Raw genomic sequence first — 13,956 nt, 5'->3', positions numbered from 1 at the left:
CAACAAGATCGTCCGCACCAGCCGCCAGATGCTGCACGAGATCGGCCGCGAGCCGACCCCGGAAGAGCTGGCCGAGAAGCTGGCCATGCCGCTGGAGAAGGTGCGCAAGGTCCTGAAGATCGCCAAGGAGCCGATCTCGCTGGAAACCCCGATCGGGGACGAGGAAGACAGCCATCTGGGCGACTTCATCGAGGACAAGAACGCCGTCCTGCCCATCGACGCCGCCATCCAGTCGAACCTGCGCGAGACCACCACCCGCGTGCTGGCGTCCCTGACGCCGCGCGAGGAGCGGGTCCTGCGGATGCGGTTCGGCATCGGCATGAACACCGACCATACGCTGGAAGAGGTCGGCCAGCAGTTCTCGGTGACGCGCGAGCGGATCCGTCAGATCGAGGCCAAGGCGCTGCGAAAGCTGAAACACCCCAGCCGGTCGCGCAAGCTGCGGTCCTTCCTGGACAGCTGAGAATGATCAGGGGCGGCTCCGACAGGAGCCGCCCTTTTTCGTCGGAGCCGCTGCGGCATGGGTCGTAAACACGTCAATCTGGGCCGGGCGCCCGACAAGGCCGACCTGCCGCAAAAGGTCTGCGTCGCCTGCGGCCTGTCGTTCGCCTGGCGCAAGAAATGGGCGCGGGACTGGGATCAGGTGCGGTTCTGTTCGGACCGGTGTCGGGCCGCCGGCGCGGCGCCGGAACGGCGATAGGCGGCTCTCCGCCTCGTGACCGACGCGCCCGGCGGGAATCGGCTAGGATTCGGGCGATGGCTTCCAATGTTCTGATCATGCGTCTGTCGGCCGGCCTCGCGGTCCTGCTGATCCTGAGTGGCTGCGTGCGGCGCGCGCCCGAGCCGCTGCGGCCGTCGCCCTATCCGGGGCGGACGCCTGCGCCCCTGGTCGGGGGGCTGGTCGACCGCCCCATAGACGGGGGCACCCAAGGGGCGGTGGTGCGCGTGGGCGCGGACCTGGGCCGGTGCCTGGCCGAGCTGAACGCCGCGCGGGTGACGTTCAGCCCTGTGCCCGACCGGACCAATACCGCCACCTGCGGCCTGAGACAGGGCGGGGTGCTGGGCGCCGACATGGGCACGGTGGCTCGGATGGCGCCGGGGGACGTGCAGATGACCTGCCAGACGGCCCTGGCCCTGAGCATCTGGCGGCGCCAGTCGCTGGAGCCGGCGGCGCGCGAGATACTGGGGTCCGACGTGGTCCAGATCGATCACATGGGCGCCTACGCCTGTCGCAATGTGAATAACGGCGCGGGCTCGACCCGGATCAGCGCCCATTCGCAGGCGGCGGCTCTGGACTTCGCCGGGGTGCGGCTGCGCGACGGGCGGCGCATTTCGGTGACGAACGGCTGGAACGGCGAAGGGGCCGAGGCCCGCTTCCTGCGCCGCATCCGCGACGACGCCTGCCGCATCTTCGGCACGACCCTGAGCCCCGACTATAATGCGGTGCATTATGATCATCTGCATCTGGAAGCCACCGACACGCGTTTCTGCCGCTAAGGCGGCGCCCATTCAGGCGGCCGGGTCAGGGACGAATGCATGGCGCCGAGGTTGAAGGTCTTTACCTGGTCGGACGGATTTCACGCCTTCACGGTCGCCGCCAGCTCGCGCCCCAAGGCGCTGGAGGCCTGGGGGTCGAAACAGGATCTGTTCGCCACAGGCCTGGCCAGCGAACTGAGCGGCGGACCCGACTATGATGCGGCCCTGGCGGCGCCCGGCGAGGTGATCGAGCGCGGTCTGGCGATCGATGTCGGCAAGATCGGGAAAGCCGCCAGGCCGAAGGCTTCAGGGCCGTCGAAAGCCCGGCTTGCGAAGCTCGAAAGACTGCAAGACGAGCTCGATCAGCTGGACGCGGACCATCAGGCGGCTTTGTCGTCCATCGACGATCAGCTCAAGGCGCTGGAGGCGAAGAGGGCGGATCTGGAACGGGCCCATGGCGCACGCCGCAAGGCCCTGACCCTGGACCTCAAGGCGGCTCGAGGCTGATCAGGCGATGGCGCGGCCGCTTTGCGCCGGGTGTTCGTCTTTTTGGCCCACAGTCTCCAAGGCCGAGATCAGGGCGCGGACGTCGATGGGTTTGGCGACGACGGCGTCCATGCCGTGGGCCAGACACTCGTCGCGCTGATGCGGCATGGCGTTGGCGGTCAGGGCGATGATCGGAATGCGAGGCAGGCCCTCGGCGGCCTCGCGTTCACGAATGGCGCGGGCGGCTCCGAAACCGTCGAGGACCGGCATCTGCACGTCCATCAGGACGATGTCCCAGTCGCCGCCCAGCCAGGCCTCGACCGCCTGGGCGCCGTTTTCGACGATCATCGGTTCGATGCCGAACTGGCCCAGCAGGGTGCGCAGGACCAGGCGGTTGATGGCGTTGTCCTCTGCGGCCAGAACCCGAAGACCGGCGCCGCCCTGTTTGACGTCGGAGGCGGAAGGGGCGGGCGCGCCCACCGCTGGGCCGAGCCAGGGCAGGGGCAGGATGACGGTGAATCGGGAGCCCTCGCCCGGCCGGCTGTCGACCTCGATCCGGCCCTGCATCAGCCGGGTCAGCTCGTGCACGATCGACAGACCCAGGCCCGTGCCGCCGAACCGGCGCGTGGTCGAGGCGTCGGCCTGGGCGAACGGATTGAAGATGCGCGTGATGACCTCGGTCGTCATGCCCACGCCCGTGTCGGCGACGGTCAGGACCAGGGCGTGACCGTCGCGCCGCGCCGCGATGTCGATGCGGCCCTGAGACGTGAACTTGAGGCTGTTTGAGATCAGGTTCGACAGGATCTGGCGCAACCGGGTTGGATCGCCGCGATAGAGGCCGGCGGCGTCGCCCATATCCAGGGCCAGGACCAGACCCTGGTCGTCGGCGGTGGACGCATAGGTCGAGCGGAGATTTCCGAGCAGGATCTCCAGATCGAAGGCCACGCTTTCCAGCTCCATCTTGCCGGCTTCGACCTTGGACAGGTCGAGGATGTCGTTGAGGATGGTCAGCAAGGCGGCGCCGGACTCGGCGACGACGTCCAGCCGTTCGCGTTGCACGGCGGGCAGAGGATCGGCCTGCATGGCTTGGGTCATGCCCAGTATGCCGTTCATGGGCGTGCGGATCTCGTGGCTCATCACCGCGAGGAACTGGGATTTGGCGCGACTCGCGGCCTCGGCGCGTTCGGCGAGCAACCGCATTTCCGTGACGTCCCAGTTGGCGCCGACCAACCGGTCCGGCGCCCCGTCGATCCCACGCTCCAGACTGCCGAAACCCTTGATGTGCCGGATCTCGCCGTCCGTCCGGCGTATGCGGAACTCGGTGTCCAGCAGGAGACCGTTCAAGGCGGCGGCGGTGTCTCGTTTCAGCGTTTCGCGATCATCTTCCAGAACGAAGCTGGCGAAGAAGTCCAGATTCAGAACGTCCGGCTCCGGGGTGAGGAACAGGTCGAACATCTCCGGCGACCAGGACAGGGCGTTGGTGTTCAAGTCCAATTCCCAGATTCCGATCTGGGCGGCGCGTGCGGCCAGGGTGGCGCGGTCGGCCAGCTTGAGCCGCTCGGCCTCGGCCGCCTTACGGCCGGCGATATCCTGAACATGGGAGATATAGAACAGGGGGTCGCCCGCAGCGCTGCGGACCAGAGAGACGGTGCGGGTGGCCCAGGCGACGCCGCCGTCCTTGCGGATATAGCGTTTCTCGATCTCGTAGGACGGAATACGGCCTGAGGTGAGTTGTTCGAACAGGACGAGATCGGCGTCCAGATCGTCGGGATGGGTCACGTCCCGGAAGTTGACCGTCCTGAGTTCGTCGCTGCTGTACCCCAGGAAACGACGCAGGGCGGCGTTGCCGTTCAGCCAGACGCCGTCCAGCCCGAAGACGGCCGTGCCGATGGGTGAATGTTCGACCGCCTGACAGAACTGCGCCACATCGAATGTGGCGGTGTCCGCCGTCTGACCGCTGGGCATGGGCAGCTTCCCCTTGGAAGCTCAAGTCTGCCGCGAAGATATTGCAACGGGGTGAACGTGACGGTCTCGGGGCGATCGACTTCAAGCGTCGAAGATCGTCTCGAAGCCGCCGACGACCATTCGCTTGCCGTCGAACGGCATCTCCATCTCGTGGAAACGGGGATCCTCCATCATCTTCTTCTCGGCGGCGTCGCCGGTCGCCTTATCGGGCCAGACAATCCAGGACAGGACCACGGTCTCGTCGGGTTCCAGCTTCACCGCCATCTTGAAGTCCGTCAGCTTGCCGTCGCGAATGTCGACGCCCCAGTTCTCCATGATGGAGAGGGCGCCGAACTCCTTGAAGATGGGCGCCGCCGCCTCGGCGCATCTCAGATAGGCGTCCTTGTCGCTCGTTTTCACGGGGGTCACGAAGCCGGTCACATAGGTCATGATCTGTCTCCTCAGTTTTTGGTTTCGGCCAGTTCGGCCAGTTCGGCCAGTTGGTCGGCCACGGCGTCCCAGCCCTGTTGGAAGCCCATGGCGCGGTGGGTCTGCATCGCCTTTTCATCCCAGTGCCGGGCGACGGCGGTGTAGCGTGTGTCCTCGCCCTCGGGTTCGAAGGTGTCGATGCGGACGAAGTTCATTTCGCCCGCCTGCGGGACCCAGCCCTCGGTCAGCGCCCCGGTCGAGACCAGCCGACGGCCGGGGACCACCTCCAGGAAGACGCCGGAATAGGCGTGGCGCTCGCCCTCGGGCGACTGCATCTCCACATTGGCGCGGCCGCCGGTGCGAAGGTCCCAATCGACGACGGGCGTGGTGCAGGGACGCGGGCAGAACCATTCCCCTGTCCGCTCGACATAGATCTTCCATACGGTTTCGGGGGAGGCCTGGATCAGGCGAGTGACGCCGAGTTCGAAATGGTCGGACATGTCAGGTCTCCCGCTCAGGCCGGTGTCAGTTCATTGGCGGCGAAGGTCTCTGGCCCGGCGGCTATGGCGGCGGGGTCCATCCACATGATCTCCCAGATGTGGCCGTCCGGGTCCGCGTAGCTGCGTCCGTACATAAAGCCGTAGTCCTGGGGCCTGTTGGGGTCCGCCGTTCCGCCTGCCGCCCCGGCCTGGGCCGCCATCGCATCGACCGCCTCACGGCTGTCTCGCGACAAGCAGAGCAGCACTTGGGCCGAGACATGGGCGTCGGGGATCTGGCGATCGGTGAAGGTGCGCCATTTGTCGTGGGTCAGCAGCATGACGTGGATCACGTCCGACAAGACCATGCAGGCGGCGGTCTCGTCGCTGAACATCGGGTTCTTCGTGGCGCCGACCGCTTCGTAGAAGGCGATGGACCGGTTCAGGTCGGCGACGGGCAGATTGATGAAAATCAGCTGGGTCATACGTCTGTCCTCTCCCTATGTTTGCTAACCGTGCTGCGCGAGATTAGAACAGTCAACCATGAAGTTAGAAAAAGTAACCATCAAGTCAGGCCGTCGGTATCATGACGCCTGCGGGGCGGCGCACGGACTGGATCTGGTGGGCGAGCGTTGGGCGCTTCTGGTGGTGCGCGAACTGATGATGGGCCCGCGCCGGTTCGGTGACCTGAGAAAGGACCTCTGCGGCCTATCCGCCAATGTGCTGACTCAGCGGCTGGAGGGGCTGGAGGCGTCGGGCGTGGTGCGTCGTCGCAAGCTGCCGCCGCCGGCCTCGGTTCAGGTCTATGAGCTGACGGACTGGGGATATGAAATCGAACCGATCTTCATGGTTCTCGGCCGCTGGGCCGCACGGTCGCCGGCGCATGATCCGACGCTGCCGATCAGCGCAGTCTCGATCATGCTGTCGTTCAAGACGATGTTCGACGCCGGCAGAGCCGGTAAGGCCGCCATGGCGCTCGGCTTCGTCTTCGACGACGAGAGTTTCCGGGTGACGGTGTCCGAAGGTCGTCTCCAGGCGCAGCGCGGCGAAATCGCGGGCGTGGACGTGACGGTGACGGCACGGCCGCCGCTGCTCGCCGCCGCCGTCTACGGCAAGGTTCCGCTCTCGACCCTGGCGGCGGACATGACGATTGACGGAGACCAGAGCGTGTTCGAGCGGTTCATCGACTTCTTCCACCTCCCGGAAAAAGCGACGACGGAAAGCGTGGCCTTAGCAAGGTTTGGTAACACCTGAGCCTTAGCACAACTGTCTCAGGTTGCTTTGGAGGCGGACGTGTTCAAGTCCTTGTCTATTTCCATCAAACTCATGATCGCCCTGGGGGCCATGATGAGCGCCTGCGGTGTGGCGACCCTGGTGGTCCTGTTCAGCCTGGTCTCGCTGCAGCGATCGGACGACGCTGAACGATCGGCCACCCAGATCAGCCGGGCCGCCGACCTAATCCTGGCCACGGCCGTGGAACAGCAGAACGCCATGCGCTCCTATGTGGCGACCGGCGAGCCGGAATCCCTGACGAAATACAAGGAGTCGAAGGCGGCCTTCGATCAGGCTGTCCAGGCCCTGAAGACAAGCGATGCCGACGGCGTCGACGCCGGTCAGCTGAATGCGATGACGGCGTCGGCCGCGGCATTCAACCAGCAGTCCCAGGCCCTGATGGACCTGGCCCGCGATCCGGCCCTGCGGCCGCAGGCGGTGTCGCAATTGACCAAAACAGCCCGACTGACCGATGTCCGCGCCGCCGTGAAGTCGATCGACGATCTGACGCAAGGCGTGCTGAACCGCAAGAACGCCGAGAAGCGTACGGCCTTCAACAGCGGCTACGCCGCCCTGGTGGTCGGCGGGGTTCTGGCCCTGCTGGTGGCGGCGGCCATGACCCTGTGGCTCGTGCGGGCGCTCAGCCAGCCTATCGTGGCCATGACCCGCGCCATGGATCAGCTGGCTGCCGGCGACCTGAAGGTCGCCATTCCCGCCCAGGGCCGCGGCGACGAGATCGGCCGGATGGCCGCCTCGGTCGGCACCTTCCGCGACAATGCGGTCGAGAAGATCCGGCTGGAGGCCGAGACCCAGTCGCAGCGTTCCATCAGCGAAGCCGAGCATCGCGCCAATGAAGCCGAGAAGGCGCGTATCGCCGAAGAGGACCGTGTCGCCCTGACGGCCCTGGGCCAGGGTCTTGCGGCCATGTCGAACGGCGATCTGACCCACCGGTTCACCGTCGAGGTCGCCCCGCGCGCCGAACAGCTGAAGTCCGACTTCAACGCCGCCATCGCCCAACTGCAGCAGGCCGTGTCGGTCGTGGTCGGCAATGTGGCCAGCATCCGCTCGGGCGCCGGCGAGATCTCCCAGGCCGCCGACGACCTGTCGCGCCGTACCGAACAACAGGCCGCCAGCCTGGAAGAGACCGCCGCCGCCCTGGACGAGATCACGGCCACGGTGAAAAAGACCGCCTCGGGCGCCCGTCAGGCTTCGGACGTGGTCCAGGCCGCGAAGGGCGACGCCGAGACCTCAGGCGTCATCGTGCGCGATGCGGTTTCGGCCATGCAGGCGATCGAATCCTCGTCCAGCCAGATCAATCAGATCATCGGCGTCATCGACGAGATCGCCTTCCAGACCAATCTGCTGGCGTTGAACGCGGGCGTTGAAGCCGCGCGTGCGGGCGAGGCCGGTCGCGGCTTTGCGGTGGTGGCGTCGGAAGTGCGGGCCCTGGCCCAGCGCTCGGCCGATGCGGCCAAGGAAATCAAAACCCTGATCTCGACCTCCACGACCCAGGTCGGTTCGGGCGTCAAACTGGTGGGTCAGACCGGGGAGGCCCTGCAACGGATCGTCGACCGGGTGGCCGAGATCGACGCCCTGGTGACGGAAATCGCAGCCTCGGCCCAGGAACAGGCCGTGGGCCTGGCCCAGGTCAACACGGCCGTGAACCAGATGGACCAGGTCACGCAGCAAAACGCCGCCATGGTCGAGCAATCGACCGCCGCCAGCCAGTCTCTGGCCCAGGACGCCGAGGCGCTGCAGGCGTCCGTGGCGCAGTTCCAGGTCGGCGCCCCTGCGGCGCGCACATCGGCGCCGCCTCAGCCTCGCGCCACGGCGCCCGCGCGGGCGCCCCATATGGCGGCGGCGTTGAAGACTCTTGGGCGCGGCGGCGCGGCGCCCAAGCCGCAGGCCGCGCCGTCGGTGGACGGCTGGGAAGAATTCTAGCCCGGCAGACCGCCGCCGAGCGTCAGGCCAGCATGTCCAGCAGGGTTCCGCTCATGTCGTCGGCGGTGCGGACCACGGCGGCGTTGGCGGTAAAGGCGGTCTTGGCCTGAATCCGCTCGACCGTCTCAGCGGCCAGGTTGTCCAGGGGCGCGGTCGCGGTGCGGCGGGCGCTGGCCTCGAACCGTGATTGGGCGCTCATCATTCCGACGGCGGCGATAGACATGGCCTGCATGGGCGGTCTCCTTCAGCCTGCTGTCTGACCCCCGTCCGGTCAACGCCCGTCAAACAAACAGGGTGAACGACGAAATATGGCGGATCGGGTTTCATCCCGGCCCGGCGCCTCCATATCCGGTGTCCTGTCTATTGAAGGAGACCCTCGCCATGGAACTGAAGGATCAAGCCCTGATCGTCACGGGCGGAGCCAGCGGCATCGGGCGAGCGGCCTGTCTGGCCCTGGCCGAGAAGGGGGCGAACCTGATCGTCGCCGACTTCAACCTGGATGGCGCCGAGGCGGTGGCGAAAGAGGTCGAGGCCTTGGGCAAGGGCGTCAAAGCCTTCGCCTATAAGGTCGATGTCTCCAAGGCCGAGGAGGTCGAGGCCTTGGTCGAGTTCGCGGTCGAGAAGCTCGGCACGTTGAACGGCATGTTCAACAATGCCGGCATCGGCCTGGTGAAACCCTTCTTGGAGATGGACCCGGCCTCCTATCTGAAGGTGATCGAGGTCGATCAGCACAGCGTCTATTACGGCCTGTATTATGGGGCCAAGAAGATGGTCGAACTGGGCGCCAAGGGCGCCTTCGTGAACACGGCCTCGATTTACGGCTCCATCGCCGCGCGCGGGAGCTTCAACTACAACGCCGCCAAGGCCGCCGTGGTGTCCATGAGCCGGTCGGGCGCGCTGGAACTGGCGGAATACGGCATCCGAGTCGTGGGCGTGGCGCCGGGCTTCATCGACACCCCGATCCTGGGCGACGACCCCGCGGCCAAGGCGCCCCTCGCCGCCCAGCATATGCACAACCGACTGATTCAGCCGGAAAAGGTCGCCAGCGTGGTGGCCTTCCTGTTCAGCGACGCGGCCTCGGCCGTCAACGGCTCAACCGTGGCGGTGGACGACGGTTTCCTGTCGTTCAAGGTCTGATCCGGGGTCGTTCTTGAGCGGGGCGTCGTGGTGAACGGCGTTTTTTGCCCCGCTCGCGCCATTATCCGTGTATAGAGCGGCATTACTCGCCCGGCCTGAGGACTGTCCTCGGCCGGGCGCGGTCGTTTCGACGACCGCCTTGTCCGTTGTCCCAGGTAGCCGATGCCCTTTCCCGCCGTCCATCCCGCGCTAGACCGCGCTCTCGTCAACAAGGGCTATGCCGAGCCGACCCCGGTTCAGGCCGCTGTCCTGGAAGTCGAATACGCTGAACGCGACCTGCTGGTCTCGGCCCAGACCGGTTCGGGCAAGACGGTCGCCTTCGGCTTGGCCGCAGCCCCGACCCTGCTGGGCGACAAGCCGATCTTCGGTCCGGGCGGCGCGCCCCTGTGCCTGGCCATCGCGCCGACGCGGGAACTGGCCATGCAGGTCGCGGCCGAGCTGAGCTGGCTGTACGCCGACTCGGGCGCCAAGATCGCCACCTGCGTTGGCGGCATGGATGCCCGTCGTGAAGCCCGCGCCCTGAGCTTCGGCGTCCACATCGTCGTCGGCACGCCCGGCCGTCTGAAGGACCATATCGACCGGGGCAACCTGGACCTGTCCGAGCTGAAGGTCGCCGTCCTGGACGAGGCCGACGAGATGCTGGACATGGGCTTCCGCGAGGACCTGGAGCACATCCTGGACCAGGCGCCGGCCGAACGCCGCACCCTGCTGTTCTCGGCCACCATCGCGCGTGAGATCGTCACCCTGGCCAAGCGCTACCAGAAGGACGCGGTGCGGATCGACGCCACCGACAAGACGCGCCAGCACGCCGACATCGAATACCGCGCCTATCGCATCGCCCCCAACGAGATCGAACACGCGGTGGTCAACACCCTGCGCTGGTACGAGATGCCGCGCGCCATGGTCTTCTGCTCGACGCGGGATTCTGTGCGTCACCTCCAGGCCTCGCTGCTGGAGCGCGGCTTTTCGACCGTGTCCCTGTCGGGCGAAATGGGCCAGCGCGAACGCACCGACGCCCTGCAGGCGCTGCGTGACGGCCGCGCTCGCGTCTGCGTCGCCACCGACGTGGCCGCGCGCGGTCTGGACCTGCCCGACCTGGGCCTGGTCATCCACGCCGAACTGCCGATGAACCGCGCCGGCCTGCTGCACCGTTCGGGCCGGACGGGCCGGGCGGGCAAGAAGGGCGTCTCCGTGATGCTGGTGCCGCACTCGCGTCGCCGCAAGGCCGAGCGTCTGATGGACGACGCCGGCATCGACGCCGTCTGGTCCGGCGCGCCGACCTTCGACGAGATCCGCAAGGCCGATGAAGGCCGTCTGCTGTCGCCCGAGTTCTTCGAGGCCGAGGTCACCGACGAAGACATGATCGTCGCCAAACGGATGATCGCCGAGCGCACGCCGGACGAGATCGCCGCCGCCCTGGTGCGTCTGCTGCGCAAGGAGCAGCCGGCCCCGGAAGAGCTGTCCGATCCGGGCTCGGATCGCAGCCCCGTCAAGCGCGAGCGCACCGTGCGCAACGAAGACGGCACGGCCGCCCAGCCCTGGCCGGGGGACCGCCTGGGCGCGGACGACGTGGTCTGGTTCCGTCTGGATGTGGGCCGCAACAAGAACGCCGACCCCAAATGGCTGATCCCGCTGATCTGCCGCATCGGCGGCATCTCCAAGCCCCAGATCGGCGCCATCCGCACCTTCCCGGAAGAGACCCGGTTCGAGATCGCCAAGACCCACGAAAAGGCCTTCCGCGAGGCCGTCGCCGCCTCGAACGACGAGGTCAAGATCACGTCCTCGGAAGCCCCGACTCCGGGTTCGATGAAGGCGGGCAAGTTCGCCGGCGCCGGCAAGCCGCGTCGTGAAGACGGCGACCGTCCGTTCAAGAAGACGCCCTACAAGCGCGCCGACAGCGGCGAGGGCGACGCCCGCCCGCCGTTCAAGAAGAAACCCTGGGCTCCCAAGGCGGACGCCGGCGGCGAGAACCCGCGCTCGAACGCGGCCGGCGACAAGCCGTTCGCCAAGAAGCCGTTCAAGGCCAAGCCGGGCTTCAAGAAGGCCGGGTTCAAGCCCAAGGCCTAAGGGCTTGCCTGGTCATGGGCGGAGGCGCACCCTCCGTCCATGACCGCGCCGCTCAGACCAGGGGAAAGATACGCCTCGTTCGAGGCCTTCTATCCCTATTACATCCACGAACATTCCAACCGGACCTGCCGGCGGATCCATGTGGTCGGCACCGGTCTGGTGATCCTGGCCTTCGTCGGCTTCGGGCTGACGCTGAATCCGTGGTGGCTTCTGGCCATGCCCTTGATCGGCTACGGCTTCGCCTGGGTCGGGCATTTCTTCTTCGAAAAGAACCGCCCGGCGACCTTCCAGTATCCGTTGTGGAGCTTGATGGGCGACTTCCGCCTGTTCTACGAGACAGTCACGGGCCGGCGTCGCTTCTAGACCGTTGCGATTTGAAGCTGTGCCGTGACCGGGAAGCGGATATGTTCGCTCTGCGGCGGGAGGCCGCAGGCAAGGGACATCAACCCCATGAAGATCATCGCCCTCGTCGCCGGCGCCGCGCTCGCGTTCGCGCCCGGCGTCAGCGTCGCACAGAAGAGCGGCGCCAAGCCGGACTTCACTCTCGACCCGAACTATGGCGAGGTCACGCTGCAGACGGGCTTCACGCCGGATCCCTGGACCAAGTCCATTCTGGCCGGCGGCTCCGTGCCCGCCTCGGCCGCCCGGTCGGGCTGCGAGGGATCGGTCAGCGCCGCGCCCGATCTGCAACTGACCTTCGAGGCCGGCGATCTGGATCTGACCGTCCGCGCGGTGGCGTCCGAGGACACCACGCTTCTGGTCAACACCCCCGACGGCCAGTGGCTGTGTGATGACGACAGCGGCGGCGATCTGAACCCGAAGGTGCTGATCTCGAACCCGCAAAGCGGGCGTTACGACATCTGGCTGGGCACCTATAACGACAACATGGTCCAATCGACGCTGGAGATCAGCGAACTGGGCGGGTCGGAGACGAGCGCCGCAGGCGCGCCGGATGCGGACCTGGAGCCTAATTTCGGCTCGGTGAGGCTGCGTTCTGGCTTTACGCCGGACCCGCATGAGAAGCCGATCCTGGCGGGCGGGTCGATCCCGGCCTCTGCGGCCAAGCCGGGCTGCGAGGGCAAGGTCAGCGCGGCGGCGGACTATCAGGTCTTCTTCGAACCCGGCGACCTGGACCTGACCTTCCTGGTCGAGGCGTCCGAGGACACCACGCTTCTGGTCAATGCGCCGAACGGACGCTGGTATTGCGATGACGACAGCGGCGGCGGCGTGAACCCCAAGGTCCTGATCACCAATCCCCAGGGCGGACGCTACGACGTCTGGGTGGGCACCTATGGCGACGACATGGTGCAGTCGACGCTGAAGGTCAGCGAACTGGAATAGGGTCCGGTCTCAGGCGGACACGAAGACGCCGGCGGCCGTGAGGCGCGCCGGCGTTTTTCGTCTGGTTCGAATTTAGTTGGAGGCGTTTTCCCAGGCCGGGGGGCAGCCGTCGAAACGGCCGGCGTCGGCGATGGTCAGGGTCTGCATGTTCAGCCGACGGGCCTGGGCCATCGAGCCCCGGCCATGTCCGGTGTAGAGGTCGATCTTCTGACCCTTGATCGCGCCGCCGGTGTCGGAAGCGTACCAGTAGCCGTCGTGGATCGAACCATCGGCCAGACGCAGGCCGACCGTCTCGCGGATGAACAGCTTGGTGCGGCGGGGAATGACGCGGGGATCGACCGCGACGGTGCGCATGGCGATGGGGCGGCAACCGAGGGAATCATTGCCCGTCGCCCCGCCGCCGCCTGCGTGATAGAGGCGGGCCGAAGCGCGCCAGTCCGGATCGCCGGCCATCAGTTCGGCCTGGTCAGCGTCCAGTTCCGAGGCGATTTCTGACGAGGCCTCGGTGGAACCGATCTCGGGAGCCAGGGGTTGAACCCTGGCTTCATCCGCCGCAACAGCGACATTGTAAGGGACCGGTCCGCTCGAGAGCGAGGACATGGCGGCCCACATCATGGCGAAGGCAGCGGAAGCGCCGATCATCCGATTTGCTCATTGAGGCGCCGGCTCCCAACGCCGCCGGCGCCGGTTTTGTCGCGTTAACTTGTGGCCAGAAAGGGGCGCGGGCCTGTTCGGGCGCGCTCAACCGGACATGGTCGGCCTTAAGCGACTGAGTCCACGCCGTATTTGTTCGGCTTATAAATCCACCTCATCGGCGACGTCTTGAACGATTCGATCCCTCAGGACGGCGCGTCTGGACGGTCATTCGTTGAGGCGCTCCCGCCTCAGGCCGCCTCTTCGCGACGGGCCTCGGCTTCGCGCACCGCGTCGGCGGCCTGGTCCACCACCTCCAGCCCGGCGCCCGGCCGGATGGCCTCGACCGTCAGGATGCGGCGGAAGGCGCGCGCGCCGGGGCGGCCATGCATCAGGCCCAACATGTGGCGGGTGATGGCGGGCAGGCGCGCGCCTTCCTCAAGCCGGGCGGCGATATAGGGGCGGTAGCGGTCCAGGGCGGCGAAGGCGTCCACGTCCGCCGTGTCTGCGCCGTACAGACGGCGGTCGGCCTGACCCAGGATGGCCGGCTCGTGATAGGCGGCGCGACCCAGCATGACCCCGTCCAGCCGCACCCCGTCCGTCTCGGCCAGATGGGCCTCGGCCTCGTCGAGGTTGGCGATCCCGCCGTTGATGGAGACGTTCAGATGCGGCCGTTCGCGCTTGAGCCGGCGCACCAGATCATAGTCCAGCGGCGGCACGTCCCGGTTCTCCTTGGGCGACAGACCCTGCAGCC

General features: G+C 66.9%; 17 protein-coding genes. 10 read left to right on the top strand and 7 right to left on the bottom strand.

The window, feature by feature from the left end; all coding sequences use genetic code 11:
* The 4 genes from Q7J26_RS16430 to Q7J26_RS16415 form a co-directional block, all read left to right on the top strand.
* A partial coding sequence (locus tag Q7J26_RS16430; protein WP_304937438.1) for a sigma-70 family RNA polymerase sigma factor occupies positions 1-463 on the top strand: 463 nt, incomplete at its 5' end.
* Positions 464-520: 57 nt separating this feature from the next.
* The gene (locus Q7J26_RS16425; RefSeq protein ID WP_304937437.1) at positions 521-700 is read left to right on the top strand and encodes a DUF2256 domain-containing protein; all 180 of its coding nucleotides are present in this window, start codon (positions 521-523) and stop codon (positions 698-700) included.
* A 56-nt stretch (positions 701-756) separates the two neighbouring features.
* Positions 757-1,497 (top strand): extensin family protein, encoded by a 741-nt coding sequence (locus Q7J26_RS16420; RefSeq protein ID WP_304937436.1) that lies wholly within the window; start codon positions 757-759, stop codon positions 1,495-1,497.
* Between the two features lie 39 nt (positions 1,498-1,536).
* Positions 1,537-1,983 carry a hypothetical protein gene (locus Q7J26_RS16415; protein ID WP_304937435.1) on the top strand — a complete coding sequence of 149 codons (447 nt, stop codon included), beginning with the start codon at positions 1,537-1,539 and terminating at the stop codon, positions 1,981-1,983.
* On the opposite strand, the gene Q7J26_RS16410 is transcribed toward Q7J26_RS16415, so the two are convergent.
* From Q7J26_RS16410 to Q7J26_RS16395, 4 genes are all read right to left on the bottom strand, one after another.
* The gene (locus tag Q7J26_RS16410; protein WP_304937434.1) at positions 1,984-3,927 is read right to left on the bottom strand and encodes an ATP-binding protein; all 1,944 of its coding nucleotides are present in this window, start codon (positions 3,925-3,927) and stop codon (positions 1,984-1,986) included.
* Positions 3,928-4,008: 81 nt separating this feature from the next.
* A complete protein-coding gene (locus Q7J26_RS16405) occupies positions 4,009-4,356 on the bottom strand; it encodes a DUF1428 domain-containing protein (RefSeq protein ID WP_304937433.1) in 348 nt (115 codons plus the stop codon).
* A gap of 11 nt (positions 4,357-4,367) precedes the next feature.
* Positions 4,368-4,835, bottom strand: a complete 468-nt coding sequence (locus Q7J26_RS16400; RefSeq protein WP_304937432.1) for an SRPBCC family protein — start codon at positions 4,833-4,835, stop codon at positions 4,368-4,370.
* A gap of 14 nt (positions 4,836-4,849) precedes the next feature.
* Positions 4,850-5,296, bottom strand: a complete 447-nt coding sequence (locus Q7J26_RS16395; RefSeq protein WP_304937431.1) for a VOC family protein — start codon at positions 5,294-5,296, stop codon at positions 4,850-4,852.
* A gap of 58 nt (positions 5,297-5,354) precedes the next feature.
* Between Q7J26_RS16395 and Q7J26_RS16390 the strand changes: the two genes are divergently transcribed.
* Together Q7J26_RS16390 and Q7J26_RS16385 are read left to right on the top strand one after the other, a co-directional pair.
* Positions 5,355-6,065, top strand: coding sequence for a helix-turn-helix domain-containing protein (locus Q7J26_RS16390; protein ID WP_304937430.1), 711 nt, complete (start codon positions 5,355-5,357; stop codon positions 6,063-6,065).
* A 72-nt stretch (positions 6,066-6,137) separates the two neighbouring features.
* Entirely contained in the window at positions 6,138-8,024 is a 1,887-nt protein-coding gene (locus Q7J26_RS16385; RefSeq protein ID WP_304937439.1) for a methyl-accepting chemotaxis protein, read from the top strand.
* A gap of 22 nt (positions 8,025-8,046) precedes the next feature.
* On the opposite strand, the gene Q7J26_RS16380 is transcribed toward Q7J26_RS16385, so the two are convergent.
* Complete coding sequence (locus tag Q7J26_RS16380) at positions 8,047-8,256, bottom strand: flagellar basal body rod C-terminal domain-containing protein (protein ID WP_304937429.1); 210 nt, start codon at positions 8,254-8,256, stop codon at positions 8,047-8,049.
* Between the two features lie 149 nt (positions 8,257-8,405).
* Between Q7J26_RS16380 and Q7J26_RS16375 the strand changes: the two genes are divergently transcribed.
* The 4 genes from Q7J26_RS16375 to Q7J26_RS16360 all read left to right on the top strand — a co-directional run bounded on the left by Q7J26_RS16375 (position 8,406) and on the right by Q7J26_RS16360 (position 12,569).
* Positions 8,406-9,161 (top strand): SDR family NAD(P)-dependent oxidoreductase, encoded by a 756-nt coding sequence (locus tag Q7J26_RS16375; RefSeq protein WP_304937428.1) that lies wholly within the window; start codon positions 8,406-8,408, stop codon positions 9,159-9,161.
* A gap of 162 nt (positions 9,162-9,323) precedes the next feature.
* Complete coding sequence (locus tag Q7J26_RS16370; protein ID WP_304937427.1) at positions 9,324-11,228, top strand: DEAD/DEAH box helicase; 1,905 nt, start codon at positions 9,324-9,326, stop codon at positions 11,226-11,228.
* A 39-nt stretch (positions 11,229-11,267) separates the two neighbouring features.
* Positions 11,268-11,591 (top strand): Mpo1-like protein, encoded by a 324-nt coding sequence (locus tag Q7J26_RS16365; RefSeq protein WP_304937426.1) that lies wholly within the window; start codon positions 11,268-11,270, stop codon positions 11,589-11,591.
* A gap of 87 nt (positions 11,592-11,678) precedes the next feature.
* Positions 11,679-12,569: a hypothetical protein gene (locus Q7J26_RS16360; RefSeq protein ID WP_304937425.1), complete on the top strand. Its 891-nt coding sequence runs from the start codon at positions 11,679-11,681 to the stop codon at positions 12,567-12,569.
* Positions 12,570-12,641: 72 nt separating this feature from the next.
* Here the strand turns inward: Q7J26_RS16360 and Q7J26_RS16355 are convergent, their stop codons facing one another.
* Both Q7J26_RS16355 and Q7J26_RS16350 read right to left on the bottom strand, forming a co-directional pair.
* On the bottom strand, positions 12,642-13,211 hold the full coding sequence (locus tag Q7J26_RS16355; RefSeq protein WP_304937424.1) for a 3D domain-containing protein: 570 nt from the start codon (positions 13,209-13,211) through the stop codon (positions 12,642-12,644).
* A gap of 242 nt (positions 13,212-13,453) precedes the next feature.
* Positions 13,454-13,956 (bottom strand): tRNA-dihydrouridine synthase (locus Q7J26_RS16350; RefSeq protein WP_304937423.1); only part of this gene is annotated, 503 nt, incomplete at its 5' end.

Source organism: Brevundimonas sp. (assembly GCF_030656255.1).
Classification (GTDB): domain Bacteria; phylum Pseudomonadota; class Alphaproteobacteria; order Caulobacterales; family Caulobacteraceae; genus Brevundimonas.
The sequence above is the reverse complement of the archived record's forward strand: the minus strand, read 5'-3'. Positions and strand labels throughout refer to the sequence as shown.

Bases quoted from the DNA above. Each gene is read 5' to 3' on its own strand.
- Q7J26_RS16390 (WP_304937430.1), top strand. From the start codon at position 5,355: ATGAAGTTAGAAAAAGTAACCATCAAGTCAGGCCGTCGGTATCATGAC.
- Q7J26_RS16355 (WP_304937424.1), bottom strand. From the start codon at position 13,211: ATGATCGGCGCTTCCGCTGCCTTCGCCATGATGTGGGCCGCCATGTCC.
- Q7J26_RS16405 (WP_304937433.1), bottom strand. From the start codon at position 4,356: ATGACCTATGTGACCGGCTTCGTGACCCCCGTGAAAACGAGCGACAAG.
- Q7J26_RS16385 (WP_304937439.1), top strand. From the start codon at position 6,138: ATGATCGCCCTGGGGGCCATGATGAGCGCCTGCGGTGTGGCGACCCTG.
- Q7J26_RS16410 (WP_304937434.1), bottom strand. From the start codon at position 3,927: ATGCCCAGCGGTCAGACGGCGGACACCGCCACATTCGATGTGGCGCAG.
- Q7J26_RS16395 (WP_304937431.1), bottom strand. From the start codon at position 5,296: ATGACCCAGCTGATTTTCATCAATCTGCCCGTCGCCGACCTGAACCGG.
- Q7J26_RS16415 (WP_304937435.1), top strand. From the start codon at position 1,537: ATGGCGCCGAGGTTGAAGGTCTTTACCTGGTCGGACGGATTTCACGCC.
- Q7J26_RS16370 (WP_304937427.1), top strand. From the start codon at position 9,324: ATGCCCTTTCCCGCCGTCCATCCCGCGCTAGACCGCGCTCTCGTCAAC.
- Q7J26_RS16400 (WP_304937432.1), bottom strand. From the start codon at position 4,835: ATGTCCGACCATTTCGAACTCGGCGTCACTCGCCTGATCCAGGCCTCC.
- Q7J26_RS16375 (WP_304937428.1), top strand. From the start codon at position 8,406: ATGGAACTGAAGGATCAAGCCCTGATCGTCACGGGCGGAGCCAGCGGC.
- Q7J26_RS16365 (WP_304937426.1), top strand. From the start codon at position 11,268: ATGACCGCGCCGCTCAGACCAGGGGAAAGATACGCCTCGTTCGAGGCC.
- Q7J26_RS16420 (WP_304937436.1), top strand. From the start codon at position 757: ATGGCTTCCAATGTTCTGATCATGCGTCTGTCGGCCGGCCTCGCGGTC.
- Q7J26_RS16425 (WP_304937437.1), top strand. From the start codon at position 521: ATGGGTCGTAAACACGTCAATCTGGGCCGGGCGCCCGACAAGGCCGAC.
- Q7J26_RS16380 (WP_304937429.1), bottom strand. From the start codon at position 8,256: ATGCAGGCCATGTCTATCGCCGCCGTCGGAATGATGAGCGCCCAATCA.
- Q7J26_RS16360 (WP_304937425.1), top strand. From the start codon at position 11,679: ATGAAGATCATCGCCCTCGTCGCCGGCGCCGCGCTCGCGTTCGCGCCC.